At 49.7% G+C, this 16,901-nt stretch carries 15 protein-coding genes; 9 read left to right on the plus strand and 6 right to left on the minus strand.

Annotation, left to right across the window (positions count from 1 at the left end):
* A partial coding sequence (locus T360_RS0104300) for an IS3 family transposase (protein ID WP_028911395.1) occupies positions 1 to 288 on the plus strand: 288 nt, incomplete at its 5' end.
* 83 nt (positions 289 to 371) lie between these two features.
* On the opposite strand, the gene T360_RS0104305 is transcribed toward T360_RS0104300, so the two are convergent.
* From T360_RS0104305 to T360_RS0104320, 4 genes are read right to left on the minus strand one after another with little or no spacing between them, the layout of a single operon-like run.
* Positions 372 to 1,523: an SGNH/GDSL hydrolase family protein gene (locus T360_RS0104305; RefSeq protein ID WP_028911686.1), complete on the minus strand. Its 1,152-nt coding sequence runs from the start codon at positions 1,521 to 1,523 to the stop codon at positions 372 to 374.
* Entirely contained in the window at positions 1,516 to 3,174 is a 1,659-nt protein-coding gene (locus T360_RS14640) for a Na+/H+ antiporter NhaC family protein (RefSeq protein WP_081772689.1), read from the minus strand. The genes T360_RS0104305 and T360_RS14640 overlap by 8 nt, the downstream gene beginning before the upstream one ends.
* Positions 3,175 to 3,210: 36 nt before the next feature.
* Positions 3,211 to 4,941 (minus strand): hypothetical protein, encoded by a 1,731-nt coding sequence (locus T360_RS0104315; RefSeq protein ID WP_155949379.1) that lies wholly within the window; start codon positions 4,939 to 4,941, stop codon positions 3,211 to 3,213.
* 18 nt (positions 4,942 to 4,959) lie between these two features.
* Complete coding sequence (locus T360_RS0104320; protein WP_028911688.1) at positions 4,960 to 5,331, minus strand: thioesterase family protein; 372 nt, start codon at positions 5,329 to 5,331, stop codon at positions 4,960 to 4,962.
* Between the two features lie 71 nt (positions 5,332 to 5,402).
* Here T360_RS0104320 and T360_RS0104325 point away from each other — a divergent pair, with 71 nt between their 5' ends.
* Both T360_RS0104325 and T360_RS0104330 read left to right on the plus strand, forming a co-directional pair.
* On the plus strand, positions 5,403 to 6,245 hold the full coding sequence (locus tag T360_RS0104325) for a hypothetical protein (RefSeq protein WP_155949380.1): 843 nt from the start codon (positions 5,403 to 5,405) through the stop codon (positions 6,243 to 6,245).
* A complete protein-coding gene (locus T360_RS0104330; RefSeq protein WP_051523361.1) occupies positions 6,242 to 6,910 on the plus strand; it encodes an ATP-binding cassette domain-containing protein in 669 nt (222 codons plus the stop codon). The genes T360_RS0104325 and T360_RS0104330 overlap by 4 nt, the downstream gene beginning before the upstream one ends.
* Here T360_RS0104330 and T360_RS0104335 read toward each other — a convergent pair.
* The gene (locus tag T360_RS0104335) at positions 6,893 to 7,819 is read right to left on the minus strand and encodes a response regulator transcription factor (RefSeq protein WP_028911691.1); all 927 of its coding nucleotides are present in this window, start codon (positions 7,817 to 7,819) and stop codon (positions 6,893 to 6,895) included. The genes T360_RS0104330 and T360_RS0104335 overlap by 18 nt on opposite strands.
* 157 nt (positions 7,820 to 7,976) lie before the next feature.
* Between T360_RS0104335 and T360_RS0104340 the strand changes: the two genes are divergently transcribed.
* From T360_RS0104340 to T360_RS0104360, 5 genes are all read left to right on the plus strand, one after another.
* Positions 7,977 to 9,143, plus strand: a complete 1,167-nt coding sequence (locus tag T360_RS0104340) for an iron-containing alcohol dehydrogenase (RefSeq protein WP_028911692.1) — start codon at positions 7,977 to 7,979, stop codon at positions 9,141 to 9,143.
* A 7-nt stretch (positions 9,144 to 9,150) separates the two neighbouring features.
* Positions 9,151 to 10,086 carry an EFR1 family ferrodoxin gene (locus T360_RS0104345; RefSeq protein ID WP_028911693.1) on the plus strand — a complete coding sequence of 312 codons (936 nt, stop codon included), beginning with the start codon at positions 9,151 to 9,153 and terminating at the stop codon, positions 10,084 to 10,086.
* Positions 10,087 to 10,223: 137 nt separating this feature from the next.
* Positions 10,224 to 10,718: a cyclophilin-like fold protein gene (locus T360_RS15690; RefSeq protein ID WP_155949381.1), complete on the plus strand. Its 495-nt coding sequence runs from the start codon at positions 10,224 to 10,226 to the stop codon at positions 10,716 to 10,718.
* Positions 10,715 to 11,251: a flavodoxin family protein gene (locus T360_RS0104355; RefSeq protein WP_028911694.1), complete on the plus strand. Its 537-nt coding sequence runs from the start codon at positions 10,715 to 10,717 to the stop codon at positions 11,249 to 11,251. The genes T360_RS15690 and T360_RS0104355 overlap by 4 nt, the downstream gene beginning before the upstream one ends.
* 18 nt (positions 11,252 to 11,269) lie before the next feature.
* Positions 11,270 to 12,394 carry an alpha/beta hydrolase gene (locus T360_RS0104360; protein ID WP_197019266.1) on the plus strand — a complete coding sequence of 375 codons (1,125 nt, stop codon included), beginning with the start codon at positions 11,270 to 11,272 and terminating at the stop codon, positions 12,392 to 12,394.
* Positions 12,395 to 12,511: 117 nt separating this feature from the next.
* Here the strand turns inward: T360_RS0104360 and ppdK are convergent, their stop codons facing one another.
* Entirely contained in the window at positions 12,512 to 15,232 is a 2,721-nt protein-coding gene (ppdK, locus tag T360_RS0104365; RefSeq protein ID WP_028911696.1) for a pyruvate, phosphate dikinase, read from the minus strand.
* 201 nt (positions 15,233 to 15,433) lie between these two features.
* Here ppdK and rlmD point away from each other — a divergent pair, with 201 nt between their 5' ends.
* A complete protein-coding gene (rlmD, locus tag T360_RS0104370; protein ID WP_028911697.1) occupies positions 15,434 to 16,885 on the plus strand; it encodes a 23S rRNA (uracil(1939)-C(5))-methyltransferase RlmD in 1,452 nt (483 codons plus the stop codon).
* Positions 16,886 to 16,901: the final 16 nt, after the last annotated feature.

Raw genomic sequence — 16,901 nt, forward strand, 5'->3', positions numbered from 1 at the left:
GGTTGGCATTATCAGCATATGATGTATCAGAAGATACTCAAAGACCATGGAATCGTACAAAGCATGTCAAGGAAAGGCAACTGTCTGGACAATGCCATGATGGAAAACTTCTTCGGACTTATGAAGAACGAATTACTATACGTGAATCATTTTGAATCTGTCGAAGAGTTTGAACGAGAACTGAAGAAATATATCTGGTGGTATAACAATAAAAGAATAAAACTGAGATTAAAAGGAATGAGCCCGGCTATATACCGAGCTCACTACTATAGAGAGATAAATAATTAACGTTTAATTTAATGTCCAACTTTTCGGGGTCACATCATTTTACTGAAGCGGGGTGCTTTTTTTATCACTCATGCTTAAACAAATCAGTACTGCTCTTCGTGATCGTAGTTAGATGGGATGTGGCGGATGAGCTTGTGGGCGGCAGCCTGGGCCATGGCCTCGTAGGCACGCTCGCTGGGGTGCAGATGGTCGCCACTGTCGAAACCATCGGCAAAGGCCTTTGGATTGGTGGCGCTACGCACGGCGGCATCGAAATCGATACATCCATCGAAGATGGGTGAGGTGCGCAACCACTCATTAAAGCCTTGGCGCATCGCATCGCGCTTCTCATTGTAGGTGCGCCAACCATAGATGGGCAGCAGGGTGCCACTCCACACCTTCAGTCCCATGGCCTTAGCGGGCTTCACGTAGATATCCTCTACCCCACGCTCCATCTCCTCTACAGTGGGCAGATCGCTCCACGGGCGGAAGGGGTTTACATCCTCACCCACTGGGTGGATGATATCATTGATGCCGTGCTGGATAATCACATCGCTGGCTCCGGCCACACGCATCTCGATGGGGAAACGGGTGGCGCCTTTTAAACCATAAGCCTGATAGGTAATACAATCGTACTGGCGCAGGATACGGGTTCCGCTAACGGCGCGGCGGATGATCGACACATTGGTGCCAAAGGCCAACTGAGCCAGATAATCGGGCCACGACTGGGCGGTGATAGAATCGCCATAGCACACCACGGCATGATTATCAGCCGAAGTGAGCACATCGATGGTGTTGAGGAAGTAAAACCAGTTGGTGTGGCGCGTCAGGTCGAGGGGCAGCTCGTCGGCCTCGGCAAAGTCGCCATAGGCATAGAAACCCTTCGACAGCGGACCGGTAATCAGCGTACCGCTGTTCATCTGGGTGTAATCGGCCAGATACATGCTCACGTTGATGGTATCGCCACGATGCACCGTATAGCTGATGGCATCACTCTCGGTCTCTGTGCCAGGCTGCAGCACCACCTTCTGCTTGCCTCCAAAAGTAATGGGCGTATGATCCACAAACACCTTGGTGAGCTCTACAGGCTCAGTGCCTGTAAGATTGGAGAAACGGAAACGCAGCATGGTGCCAGCAAAGCACATACGAACGGGATAGCGCAGCGTGAGATTCTTGGAATACACAGCCTCGCGCCTATCGGTGATAGAGGTGGCATTGCCCCAGCAGGCCACCCATTTCGAATCGGTATTATTCATTGTTACTATTATTTTCTGTATAATTATCTTTATTTATGAAGGACATTCGATGACGAATCAGCAGAAGCAAGAAGAACAGGGCCACGATGCCGAATACGAGGGATATCCAGGCACTCTTTGTGAAGCCTGCCACAAGGAATGTGAAGAACGCCACAAGAGCCACTAGCAGCGCATAAGGCATCTGGGTGGTAACGTGGTTCAGATGGTTGCACTGTGCACCTGCCGACGACATGATGGTGGTGTCGGAGATAGGCGAGCAATGGTCGCCACACACAGCTCCAGCCATACAGGCTGAGATAGAGATAATCATGAGTTGCATGTCGATATCCTGCAAACTCGACACTACGATGGGTATCAGGATGCCGAATGTACCCCACGACGTGCCCGAGGCAAAAGCCAACCCAATGGCAACGACAAAAATGATGGCAGGCAGGAATGCCATGAGCCCACCGGCAGAACCAGCCATCAGACTGCCCACATAAGTGGACGCACCAAGACTATCGGTCATACTCTTCAGTGTCCATGCGAATGCCAGAATCAGCATAGCAGGAACCATCTGCTTAAAACCTTCGGGCAGGCAATCCATACACTCGCTAAACGATAACGACTGGTGCATCAGATAATAGACTATCGTCATCACGAGTGCCACAGATGAGCCCATCACCAAGCCCACAGAGGCATCGCTGGCTGCAAAGGCCTCAACAAAACTCTTACCATCAAAAAATCCGCCGGTGTATATCATACCTATCACACACCCGATAATGAGAAATACAACGGGCACTATCAGATCAGAAACTCTACCTGCTTTTGCTGTATTCTGATTTCCCCCGTCAGACAGCTTACTCGTGCCGGCAGTCATCAAGTCGCCATGCAGGGCATTCTGCTCATGCTTCAGCATCGGTCCGAAATCAATCTTCATAAAGATGATGAATACCATCATCAGCAAGGTGAGCAGGGCATAGAAGTTGAATGGTATCGACTGCACAAAGATGCTCATGCCATTCTCGCCCTTTACGAATCCTGACACTGCTGCCGCCCACGATGAGATAGGAGCAATGATACAGATGGGGGCTGCCGTAGAATCTATCAGGTAAGCCAGCTTGGCCCTGCTTATCTTATGTTTGTCTGTGACAGGGCGCATGACAGAGCCTACGGTGAGACAGTTGAAATAGTCGTCAATGAAAATAAGACAACCCAGCAGCATCGTTGACAGTTGAGCTCCGGCACGCCCTTTGATACGATTAGCAGCCCACGCGCCAAAAGCGGTTGAGCCCCCAGCACGGTTCATCAGTTGCACCATGGCACCCAGTACGACCAGGAATACGAGAATGCCTACGTTCCACTTGTCAGACAGTACCGCCATGATACCATTCGGGAAAAGCTGGTTGAGTCCGCCCACAGGATGGAAGTCGGCATTGAGCAGAGCCCCCGTCAGCACACCAAGAAACAGCGAGCTATACACCTCCTTAGTCATCAGTGCCAGCGAGATGGCAATGATGGGCGGTGTGAGCGCCCAAATCGTGTTTTTCACGGGCATATGATTGATGCCCACGGCATAACCCAACCATACTAGGAATATCACAACAGCTATCTGAGCCAGGAATGTCAATCGCTTAGGCGATCCTGGTTTAATGCATTCTAATATTTTCATCTTTCAATCATCTAGTTATATATTCATTTTTGAGTTTTATTGTCGGAAAGGATAGAGAGTAGCCCCCACTGTCAGCGCCCGGTTCTGATAGAGTCCAGAAAGCGCTTGCCAGTCGCCAGTGGCATATCCACCCAGATCGTGGAATTCGGCAAAGATATTGCACTTCTTACCCACCTGCTTGTTGGCCTTCACCGTAGCAAAGAGATGGGCCGACTTGCCTGCTAAAGCGCGACGGCTACTGTAGAGCAGCGTAGAAGAGAGGCGGAAGCCATGTGGCAGATTGAGCACCGGCGCCAGCTTGAGTGTCACAAAATTGTCGGTTTTTGAAGGCACCCCGGCGCCAGCCTTCTGATGCTGATGGTAATAGTTGGCTCCCATGGTCAGCTCCCAACGTTCTGTTTGCCAGAAGAGCGAGTTTCTGAAACCCAGCAGCATATAGTTGGGAGTGGGCAGATTGCTGTAGCTGTTACTCTCCAGACTTGTATGCCAAAAGAAATTCTTCTGCTGATAAGCATAGCGCAGCACCATCTGACGTGCCAGGTTGGTGCTGTAGCTGCCTGCCACATATCTCTGCGAGATGGTTGGTGCAGCCTCATCAATCAGGAAGTCGCTGATGCCTGGCATAAAGAACCTTCGGGCTGCCAACACCTGGAAGAAATGCCGTCCTGCAGTGTAGCCCACACTGGCCAGATAAGAGTGGTTGTGGCGTGTATGGGTCCACATACTCTGGTCGGCAGCATCATACTGGCGGTTCCAGAAGTTCATCTTACGGAAGCGGTCGCCAAGCGTCAGCATCCAAGGGCCATGTGTATAGTCCAACTGGACGTAAAGATCAGACTTCAAATACTGTTCGCGGTTGCGATTGATGTTCCAGGTATTCTCGTAATCCATCTCTGCACCTATCATCAGCCAAAGGTCAGGCGTAGCCACAGGGGTATTGAATTCGGCAAAGCCATAGGTATAGTTATCCCCCATCCTACCATCAAGACCGGAAGTTCTGGTATAGTCGGAGCCCGTCTCTGCAAAGAGGATGGCATCGTTATTGAAGGTGTGCGCATAAGAGAGCACCAGCCCCAGGTAGCGACTATAGGCCGGGATATCAGCCACCTGCTGAGGATAAGACAGTTTCTGTTTCTGATTGTCAAACTTCTGGAAGGCTTTGATGATAAGCCGGTCTTGCCCGCTCATCTTCCAATTCAGGTTGAGATGCATATTCTCTGCCAATGCCCTGTCGGTCATGCGCCAGGCATCCGTAGGATAAGCCTTTCCAAAGGAAGTATGCGCCATGGTATATGCCTGCATGGTGAGCTTCTCCGAACGGTTGGTCACATCGGCGTAGAGCATGCCATTACCATAGGTACTACCCTGCAAGGCCACCTTGCCGTCAGTCTTGGCATCTTCACGATAATAGATATCTATCACGCCACTAGTACCGCTCACCGCCTTGGCCACAGAGGTATTACTGCATATCTGGATACGCGCTATCTCGCAAGCCTTCACGTTAGCTAAGAAGGTTTCGTTATCCATAACGATACCCACATTATCAATACGCAAGATATAATTCTTATCAATTGTTTTGCCGTTGACAGACAAGAACTCAGGACAGGTATTCAGCACGTCCAACAACGTCATCTCGCTATCAGGCGCCATTCTATCCACATGGATAACATAGCGATCGCCCCGAAACTCGATGACATCATCGTCAGTAGCATGAGCTGTCAGGCAACTCATAAACAGGACACACATCAGGATGTGAGCATACCTCATACAAATGTAAAAATCAGTCTATAATCTCGACATAAATTTCTCGCAATCCACGATGAAACGCAGGTGAGTTCCCTCACCCAGAAGCGTTTCGCCACAATAGGCAGCCACCTTAAACTCTATTTTCTTACCATACACTTTGGTCACCTCAGCCTCGGCTCTGACTTCATCGCCAATCTTTGAGGGTTTCAGATGAGAAGAAGCAATATGTCCGCCAACGGTGGTACAGCCCTCGGGCAGTTCATCCTTAACGGCCAGCATAGCCGCATTTTCCATCAGCGCCATCATAGCTGGCGTGGCCAAAACAGGCATATCGCCTGAACCTATTTGAATAGCAGTTACAGCATCGGTTACCACCATGCTGCTTGTATGTTTCGATCCTACTTCAATCATAACAAATCTGAATATTTGGTACAAAGATACGGATATTTCGTCAATTAGGACTCTTTTGTGCCAATATTTAAATGTATTTAGCAACAATGACGGCTCCCGTCTATTATAGCGTGCTGGTTGATGTAACCCTGCTATTGGCCTGGCACCTCACGCGCAGCGATAGCGTGTTTCTCAGCTCCATCTTTTGCGAAAGACGCACGAAGATGTTGTTCTTCGCGGAATACACGCTTCTGTCCGCCCCATTCCTGTGTTTCTTCCTCTATCGTAGCGCACCTTGGGCTGTAGCCATCGTTCTACTGGCATTGGTGATCGTGTGCTTCTTGCCTTGCGGAGGCATCTCCTTGCGCCTGCCCACATGCCCGTGTCTGGCCTCCGGCAGTTACGAATATCATCGGGCAGCGCGCCTCACGCTCCCCCTACTCTTGCCACTCATGGCGGCAGGAGCCATTGGTGCCTACATCGGCAACCGCCATCTGGTCATCGGTGTCAGTATGATAGCCGTTTCTGTCTTCAGCCTGTTGATGATGCGCGAGTGGCATATGGAGTATCTGTTTCATTACAAGAGTGCTGCGAGGTTTCTACGGCTGAAATTGCTGTTTGCCCTGAGAAATGCGTGCATCATCTTTCTGCCTTTTATCGTATGTCTGCTACTTGTTGCCCCCAGTTGGTCGCAGTTGCTTTTAGGCGAATCCTACTGCCTTGGTGCAAGTCTTCTGCTGTTTCAAGTAGAGATGCTTTGCTTCGTAAGCGGCGGAACCAACAGTGGCAACGACCTCATATCAGCCCTTGTGTATGTGGCCTTGAATGTCATTTTCTGCGTGTCGGCACTGGTGCCACAGGCCTTAGTGCTCTCCGTCATCGTGTCCGTCATACTGGCTTATCATGCCTATTTAGTAATAAAGAAATATAAATGATGATTGAAATCAGGAACTTAACAAAGAAATATCGTGAGCTCACGGTCATCGACAACTTCTGCCACTCGTTTGATGGCGGCAAGGTGTATGGCATCATGGGCGAGAACGGCGCAGGCAAGAGCACGCTGTTCAGATGTATTGCCGGAATCGAGTCGTACGACGGTTCAGTCGTCGTCAACGAGAACAAGCAGATTGGTTACATGAACGATACGCCCTTCTACTACTCTTACGTCACAGGCATGGAACACATCGAGTTCTGTCTGCGTGCCAAGGGTAAGGCCATCAGCCGAGACGAGATTGAGCAGTTGAATGAGAAGTTCGCCCTGCCGCTCCAGAGATACGCCAGCAGATACTCCTTAGGCATGAAAAAGCGCCTGATGCTGCTGACGCTGATGCTGCAGGACAACGACATCGTCATCATGGACGAACCCTTCAACGGCATCGATCTTGCCGGAACAATCATCCTAAGACAGTGGCTCAAGGACCTAAAGGCCCAGGGCCGTTGCGTCATCCTTTCCTCACATATCGTTGCTGCCATCGCTGACATCTGCGACGAGATGACCTACATCCACCAGGGAAAGGCCGTCTGCAACTTCTCAGGTATGTCAGCAGCATCTATCGAGCAATATATCATGGAAGAATTCATGTCACGATGCAATGTCTGACTTTGAGCCAGCATCGGATTTCCCTAAGAACTCGCTGGGCGTAAGTCCCGTGATGCGCTTGAAGAGACGAGTAAAATGGTGGGGAAAGTCAAAGCCGAGGAGGCGAGAGGTCTCGCTGATGTTGTGGCCGTTCATCAGCAGGCTCTTGGCCTGGTTGATGACGTAATGGTGGATGTAACCAATGGCTGTGCCACCAGTTGCCTTGTGGACAAGATCGCCAAAATAACGAGGCGAATAAGCCAGTTCGGAAGCGCACCAAGCGACGGTAGGCAAACCCTGCATCAGCTGACGGTTCTCACGAAAATAGGTTTGAAGCAAGTTGTGAAAGCGTTTCAGGAGATCGGTCTCTCCCTTGTCCTTTTCGAACAGCTGGCGCTGATAGATACGATTACAGTATTCCAGTATCAGGTGCAGATAGCCAAGCAGCACATTTCTCAAAGACGGGGAGTCCTCGTGTGTCTGCAACTCTTGTCGCATCTGGGTCACCAGTTGCGTGATACAGAGCCATTCATCGGGCTCCATGCGCAGCGAACCATCAAAGAAATACGAGAAGAACTGATAGCGGTCTATCTGGCGTTCCAGTTCAGTGCCGTTCAACAGTTCGGGCGACCACAGCAGCACCCAACCACATAACGAGATACGTTCGCCGTTGTCCTCCAGTCCACCGATCTGTCCTGGTTCTACAGCTATGATGGAGGCATCGCTTACCTGCAGCGTCTTCATACCGTAAGAGAGCGTATTGGGAAACTGTCGCTGGATAAACAGTCCATACACGCCATAGTTGTTCAGGCTATGACGGAAGGGTGCCAGCTCGTCGTAATGGATGATGCTAATTAATGGGTGCAACACCGGAGCATCCACAAAACGAGCATAGTCGTTGGGGCTGTCTACCTTCAAAATATTCCTCATATCGGTTGCAAAGATACAAAAATAGTCTAATAATGGTAGAAATTTAATGGTTTTTTAGCACTTTCTGCGAAATTGGTATATAATCAGCCAATTTGTGTAATAGCTATATAATATATAATGTGTACCTTTGCACCCAGAAACTTAAAACAGAATAATTATGTTAGGCAATTTTACATTCCACAATCCTACGAAGTTGCACTTTGGTGAAGATTCTTTAAGCAAACTGAGTGAAGAACTGAAAAACTATGGCAAGAAGGTGATGCTCTGCTATGGTGGTGGTAGTATTAAGCGCAATGGCATCTACGATCAGGTGATGGACGAGCTGAAGAAGGCTGGCTGCGAGGTGGTAGAGATGGCGGGTGTGATGCCCAATCCTACTATAGAGAAGGTATTAGAGGGAGCCCACATGGCTCGCCAGGAGAATGTGGATTTCATCCTTGGCGTGGGCGGTGGCTCTACCGTTGACTACTGCAAGGCCGTAGCCGGAAGTGCTTGGTACGATGGTGACCCTTGGGAGTATTACTTCAAGAACTGGCAACCGATGACCTGCCGTTGGATTCCTGTTGGTTGTGTGCTGACAATGGCTGGCACAGGCTCTGAGATGGACAGCTGTTCGGTTATCTCCAGTCACACGGAAAACCGCAAGTTGTTCTATAACTTCCGCAACCCAGATTTCTCCATTCTCAACCCTCGCTTCACCTTCACCGTTCCCAAGTATCAGATGGTGGCTGGTATCTACGACATCATGAGTCATATTCTGGAGCAGTATCTCTCGGGCACAGACGACAACACCAGCGACTATATCGCCGAAGGTCTGATGCGCTCACTTATCGTCAGCAGCCGCAAGGCTAACGTGAATCCTGAGGACTACGAGGCTCGCTCGAACATCATGTGGACAGCCACTTGGGCACTCAACACACTCATCGACCGCGCTAAGGCCACCGACTGGATGGTGCACATGCTGGGTCAGGCTGTGGCTGCCTATACCGATGCCACTCACGGTCACACCCTCGCTGCCGTCAGCGGTGCCTACTACCGTCTGCTCATCAGCAAGTCGCCCGATGCCGTGCAGAAGTTCAAGCGTCTGGCCATGAACGTATGGGGCGTTTCTGCCGAGGTTAAGACCGACGAGCAGGTTGCGATGGAAGGTCTGGAGACGATGGAGCAGTGGATGCGCGAATTGGGACTGGCAATGAACATCACCGACTGTGGTGCCAAGCCCGAACAGATTGAGGGAATGGCCGATGCATGCCCGATTTGCCAAGGTGGCTACTACATTCTGAATCGTGACGAGGTTGTACAAGTTTTGAAAGATAGTCTTTAGAATACCTATGAACGTCAACAAACCTATCAGTCGAAGAAAAGCACTCAAGGTCATGGGCCTTGGAATGCTTGCAGCCTGCGTTCCGACGCTTCCGTCGTTTGGAAAGTCCCCAAAGGAAAATGAGAAGAAGACCAAACGTCTGATCTTCTATTTCTCTGCAACCGGCAATAGCCTTTATATAGCCAGGCAGTTGGGCGGAGATGAAGCGACCTTGCTGAGCATCTCACAGGAAATTCACAACGAGCATCCTGATTATGAGGCAGAAGAAATAGGATTCGTGTGTCCCGTCTACTGCTTCATTCCTCCTGCCATTGTCCAGGATTTCATTGCTCGTTCATCTTTCAAGGCCGATTATTTCTTTACAGTGGGCACTTATGGAGCCCATAGCACGATATTCCCAGAGTTCGTTGATGACCTTGCCAAGAAGCACGGTTTTCAGATGAATTATATCTCCACCATCCAGATGGTCGATACTTACCTGCCGTATTTCAACATGGAAAGGGAATTGGCCGACCCCAAGCTTCAGCGTATTCCCGAAAGAGTTGCCACAGTTCTTGCTTCTATCAACAATCGCGAAAACTATATTCAGGAGGTTACAGAGCAGGACAGGATGATATGTGACGGATATTACCGCATGTCGGGACGCGACCGCCAGCGCCCGACTGTGACAAGATCGGAGAAGATTGTCTTTGCCACGGATGACTGCATCGGATGTGGAGTTTGTACTTCGGTTTGTCCGCATGGCTCCTGGAAAGTGATTGATGGTCATTCGGTTGCCAATGGGGAATGCGAAAATTGTCTGGCATGTGTTCACAACTGCCCGAAGAAAGCAATTTCAATCATTCCCACGCCTCCTGAACCCGAAGAGGCAAACAGAAATGCACGATATCGTAATCCAAATGTCAGCTTAGCTGATCTCATCAAAGCCAATAGTCAAAAATAATATGAAAGTAATTTCTTTAAAGAGAATCTGAAATGAAGAGATTGAAGATAACGATGCATAAGTATTTATTATTTTTAGCCGCCATGCTGTTCTGCAGCTGTTCTGCAGACAACGAAGCGAAAGCAGAAACACCTACTATGAATAAAATTTATATCACTATCGATGGACAAACGCAAAGCGCGACACTTGTGGACAATGATGCCACACGCGAGTTGGTTGCTGCACTTCAGAACGCACCCATAACAGTGACTCTCAACGACAACGATTTTGAGATATGGGGTTCTTTAGGCAAATCGCTGACAACGAAAAACGAGCAGATGACAGCCCTACCCGGAGACATCGTTCTTTATAACGGCAGCAACATATGCATCTTCTACGAGTCAAACTCTTGGAGCTATACTCGTTTAGGACATATCGACGGACTGTCAGAAAGTGAACTTCGCACATTCCTGAAGGCTGGCCAAAACAACATCAGTGTGACACTTTCGCTTGCACAGTCCACAGACATCAATACTGTTAAGAGTGACAAGTTAAAAGATAAAAGTTGCTATACTCTGCAAGGCACATTAGCTCAGGCTGGACATAAAGGAATCATCATTCAAAACGGTAAAAAGATAATTAGAAAACAATGAAAAAAGTTATAGTTATTTCCACAAGTCTGCGTCACGGCTCAAACAGCGACATGTTAGCAGACAAGTTCGTTGAAGGAGCAAAGGCTGCCGGAAACAAAGTAGAGAAGATTTCTCTTGTAGGTAAGAATATACAGTTTTGCAAAGGCTGCTTCGGTTGCCAAAAGCTGGGGCGCTGTGTCATCAACGACGATGTGAACGACATCATGGCAAAGGTACTGGAGGCCGATGTAGTATGTTGGGCTACACCTATTTACTATTATGAGATGAGCGGTCAGATGAAGACCCTCATAGACCGCATGAACGGTATGTACGAACAGGATTATCAGTTCCGAGATGTCTATATGCTGTCAACGGCAGCAGAAGACGAGGACGATACTTCGACGAGAGCAGAAGCAGGCCTGAAAGGATGGGTGGATTGCTATCCTAAGTCACGCATGGCTGGCACACTATTCTGTGGAGGCGTGAACGAAGCTCGTGAGATAATGGGTAATCCCAAACTCCAAGAGGCATTTGAATTAGGAGAAAAGGTATAACATAGAAAGTAGAGAAAAATGAAAAGGTCTTTTTTCGCCACGATACTGATATGCAGTATCCTCGTAGCATGTAACAACAAACAAACTGTTAATAACGATATGGAACAGAAGTTAGAATTGACGCAGGAGTGGGATAAGGTGTTCCCGCTGAGCGAGAAAGTGAACCACAAGAAGGTGACGTTTGAAACACAGTACGGCTTGACGCTGGCAGCTGACCTCTATACGCCAAAGGATGCCAAGGGCAAGATGGCCGCCATTGCGGTCTCTGGTCCTTTCGGAGCCGTGAAGGAACAGTGCAGCGGACTCTATGCCATGAAGATGGCAGAGCGTGGTTTCGTGGCGCTGGCTTTCGACCCTTCCTATACAGGTGAGAGCAGCGGTGAACCGCGTCGTACAGCTTCGCCCGACATCAATACCGAGGACTTTATGGCTGCTGTCGATTTTCTGTCGAAACAGGACAATGTGGATGCCGAACGTATTGGCATTATCGGTATCTGCGGTTGGGGTGGCATCGCACTGAATGCTGCCGCTACCGATACTCGCATCAAGGCTACCGTAGCCTCTACGATGTATGATATGACGCGTGTCAGTGGCAACGACTATAACGATGCTTTCGACAACGAGCAGTGGCGTCATAGAAACCGCGAGAATCTTTCGAAGCAGCGTCTCTCCGACCCCAACGCGATGGCTGGAGGTGTGCTGGACACCGTGCCCCCACAGGCACCCAACTTCGTGCACGACTACTACGACTATTACAAGACCCCACGCGGCTATCACAAGCGTTCCGGCAACTCTAACGACGGCTGGCGCGTCATCGGTACACAGGCCTACGCCAACAGCCGTTTCCTCTACTACATCAACGAGATCCGCTCTGCTGTTCTCGTGATGCATGGTGCTGATGCCCATTCACGCTACTTTGGCGAGGCTGCTTATCACTATATGGTGGATGGCAAAGCTGAAGGTTATAAGTTTGTTGGCGAGCCAAATCCCACCCCCGAGAACAAGCAGTTGCTCATCATACCAGATGCCTCTCACTGCGACCTCTACGATGGCGGCTACGAGGAAAAGTCAGGAAAGGGTCAGCCTAAGAACATGATTCCGTGGGATAAGCTGGCAGAGTTTTTCAAAACGAATTTGAAATAGGCCTAGGTACATTGTGTGACGTTTTCACTCGAAAAACGTCAGATAGTCTCATATAAGCACAAAAAAGGGACCTGTCCGTTTGGGCAGGTCCTTTTACTATTTATGTCAGAGTTAACTTTACTCCTCTACGGCAGCCTGGGCGGCGGCGAGGCGGGCGATGGGCACGCGGAATGGAGAGCAAGATGCGTAGTTCATGCCAATCTTAGCACAGAACTTCACAGAGCTAGGCTCACCACCATGCTCACCACAGATACCGCAACGCAGGTCAGGACGTACTTCGCGTCCTTCCTTCACAGCAAACTTGATGAGACGGCCTACACCCTCCTGGTCGAGTACCTGGAATGGGTCAACCTTCAGGATCTTCTTGTCGAGATATACAGGCAGGAACGATGCGATATCGTCGCGGCTGTAACCGAAGGTCATCTGAGTCAGGTCGTTAGTACCGAATGAGAAGTACTGAGCCTCTGTAGCAATCAGATCAGCTGTCAGGGCAGCACGTGGAATCTCAATCATTGTACCAATTTCGAACTCAACCTCAGTGCCATACTCAGCGAATACCTCCTTAGCGGCATACTGGATAACCTCCTTCTGTTGCTTCAGCTCGTTCATTGTACCAATCAGAGGTACCATGATCTCTGGCATTGGGTTCTTACCCTCTTTCTTCAGCTCACAGGCAGCACCCAGAATAGCCTTGGTCTGCATTGCGGTGATCTCAGGGAATGTGATACCCAAACGGCAACCACGGTGACCCAGCATTGGGTTGTTCTCAGCGAGAGAGTCAACACGACGCTTGATATCCTCAACGCTTACACCCATCTCCTTAGCCATAGTCTCCTGACCAGCGATATCGTGTGGTACGAACTCGTGGAGAGGTGGATCAAGCAGACGGATGTTTACTGGCAGTCCGTCCATAGCCTCAAGGATACCCTTGAAGTCGGCCTTCTGATAAGGCAGCAACTTAGCCAGCGCCTTCTCACGTCCGGCAACGCTGTCGGCCAGAATCATCTCACGCATAGCGATGATCTTCTTATCCTCGAAGAACATGTGCTCTGTACGTGTCAGACCGATACCCTTAGCACCGAAATCACGAGCCAACTGAGCGTCGCGTGGTGTATCAGCATTGGTACGAACCTGCAGTTTGGTGTACTTGTCGCAGAGGTCCATCAGCTCCTTGAAGTCGCCAGAGAGTTCTGCAGCCTTTGTGGGCACCTCGCCAGCATAAACCTGACCTGTGGTACCATTCAGAGAGATATAATCTCCCTCCTTATATACAACACCGTCGATCTCGACAGTCTTATCCTTATAGCTTACATTGAGTGAACCAACACCCGATACGCAGCACTTACCCATACCACGAGCCACAACGGCAGCGTGAGAGGTCATACCACCACGAGCAGTCAGGATACCCTCGGCAGAAGCCATACCAGCCAGGTCCTCAGGAGAAGTCTCGATACGAACGAGCACTACCTTATGACCATCGTTGTGCCAAGCCTCTGCATCGTCGGCGTGGAATACGATCTGACCGCAGGCAGCACCTGGAGATGCAGGCAGACCCTGAGCGATAACCTTGGCCTGTGAGAGAGCCTTCTTATCAAATACAGGGTGCAGCAGCTCGTCGAGCTTCTGAGGCTCGCAGCGCATGATGGCAGTCTTCTCGTCGATCATACCCTCGTGCAACAGGTCGATGGCAATCTTCACCATAGCGGCACCTGTGCGCTTACCGTTACGGGTCTGCAGGAACCACAGTTTACCTTCCTGAACGGTGAACTCCATATCCTGCATATCGTGATAGTGGTGCTCCAGCTTGTCCTGAATACTGTTCAGCTCAGCATAGATCTCAGGCATAGCCTCCTCCATAGAAGGATACTTAGCCACGCGCTCCTCCTCAGAGATGCCAGCGCGCTCAGCCCAGCGCTGAGAACCAATCTTGGTAATCTGCTGTGGGGTACGGATACCAGCCACAACGTCCTCACCCTGAGCATTTACAAGATACTCACCGTTGAACAGGTTCTCACCATTAGCAGCATCACGGCTGAAGCATACACCAGTAGCAGAGGTATCACCCATGTTACCGAATACCATAGCCATTACAGATACGGCTGTACCCCACTCATCGGGGATTCCCTCCATCTTACGATACAGGATGGCGCGCTCGTTCATCCAACTGCGGAACACAGCGCAGATGGCACCCCAGAGCTGCTCGATAGGATCATTAGGGAAGTCCTTACCGGTACGCTCCTTGATGGCAGCCTTGAACAGCTTCACCAGTTTCTTCAGGTCATCAACACTGAGGTCTTTATCCAATACAACACCACTCTCCTTCTTCACCTTTTCGATGATTTCCTCGAATGGGTCGATATCTGTCTTGTTCACAGGCTTCATCTCGAGCACAACATCGCCATACATCTGTACGAAGCGACGATAAGAGTCGTAAACGAAGTGTGGGTTATTGGTTTTCTTGGCCATACCTTCAGCTACCTCATCATTCAGACCGAGGTTGAGGATGGTATCCATCATACCTGGCATAGAGGCGCGGGCACCTGAACGTACAGAAACCAGCAGTGGGTTCTGGGCATCGCCAAACTTACAGTTCATCAAATCCTCAATGTGTTTCACGGCAGCCATCACGTCATTGTTCAGCAGCTCCATAATCTTCTGCTGACCAACCTGATAGTACTCATTACAACAATCTGTGGTGATTGTAAAACCTGGAGGAACGGGCACACCAATGTGGTTCATCTCAGCAAGGTTGGCACCCTTACCGCCAAGTTCCTCACGCATCTTTGCGTTTCCTTCGGCCTTTCCATTTCCGAAGAGGTAAACTCTTTTCTGACTCATACGTAATATTTATTATTTGTTGATGATAAATTATTTTTGATTAGATTCTGCAAAGATAATAGAATTCTATCAATTACACAAAAAAAAATGGTAAAATTTGCAAACTCTACCTTACATTTTTACTTTTTTGACACGGATTAAGCGGATAAACACCTATTTTTAATAAATATTTCGTAACTTTGCACCCGAAAAAGTATTATTATGGCAAGAAACAAGAAACCATTACCACTCCTTGAGGGTGTAGTGATTGAGGCTGTGGCAGCTGAAGGCAAGTGCCTGTTCCACTGGAACGACATGGTGGTATTTGTGCCTTTCTGCGTGCCAGGCGATGTGTGCGACGTGCAGATCCGCCGCAAGAAGCACTCCTTTGCTGAAGGCGAAGTAGTAAGATTCATAGAATTAAGTAAGGTACGCGCGACCCCATTCTGCGCTCACTTTGGTGTGTGTGGTGGTTGCAAATGGCAGAATCTGCCATACGAAGAGCAGCTCAAGTTCAAGCAGCAGCAGGTGTACGACCAGCTGCACCGCATCGGAAAGATAGCACTACCTGAGTTCCGTCCCATCATGGGGTCTGTTCACACGCAGGCTTATCGCAACAAGCTCGACTTTGGTTGTGCTAACAAGCGCTACCTCACCAAGGAGCAGATACAGACGCTGCCCAATGATGAGAGTCAGAGCCTGAAGGATGTGCCAGCCATCGGCTTCCACATCACAGGCGCATTCGATAAGATTCTGCCTATCGAGAAATGCTGGCTCATGGACGACCTGAACAATCAGATACGCAATGAGGTGCGCGACTATGCGATGGCTAATGGTCTGAGTTTCTTCGATCTGCGCGCCCAGGTAGGATTGCTACGCGACGTTATCATCCGCAATTCGGCCAGCGGCGAGTGGATGGTTATCTTCCAGTTCCACTACGATCGCACCTCGGACGAGGCACTGTCACAGAGCGAAGCCCAGGCTCAGGGACTGTTGCAGCATATCGCAGACAAGTTCCCACAGATCACCTCGCTGATGTATCTCGACAATCAGAAATGCAACGACACCATTGGCGACCAGGACATTCTGGTTTTCAAGGGCAACGACCATATCTACGAACTGATGGAAGACCTGAAGTTCAAGGTTGGTCCAAAGAGTTTCTATCAGACCAACACCGAGCAGGCCTATCACCTGTACTCGGTAGCCCGCAATTTTGCCGGTCTGACTGGTAACGAGTTGGTCTATGACCTCTATACCGGCACAGGTACCATTGCCAACTTTGTGGCACGCCAGGCTCGCCAGGTGATTGGTATCGAATATGTGCCCGAGGCTATCGAAGATGCCAAGATCAACTCTGAAGTAAACCACATCGACAACACCCTGTTCTATGCAGGCGACATGAAGGATATCCTCACCGACGAGTTCATTGCCGAGCATGGTCGCCCCGACGTGATCATCACCGACCCTCCACGTGCCGGCATGCATCCCGACGTGGTGAAAACCATCCTGAATGCAGCTCCCGGTCGTATCGTCTATGTATCATGCAACCCAGCCACACAGGCTCGCGACTTGCAGGCTATGGACGAGGCCTACGAGGTGGTAGCTGTACAGCCAGTAGATATGTTCCCTCACACACCACATGTTGAGAATGTGGTACTTTTGAAAAAACGATAATACTCACTTTTTAGAC

Source organism: Prevotella sp. MA2016 (assembly GCF_000619825.1).
Lineage (GTDB): Bacteria > Bacteroidota > Bacteroidia > Bacteroidales > Bacteroidaceae > Prevotella.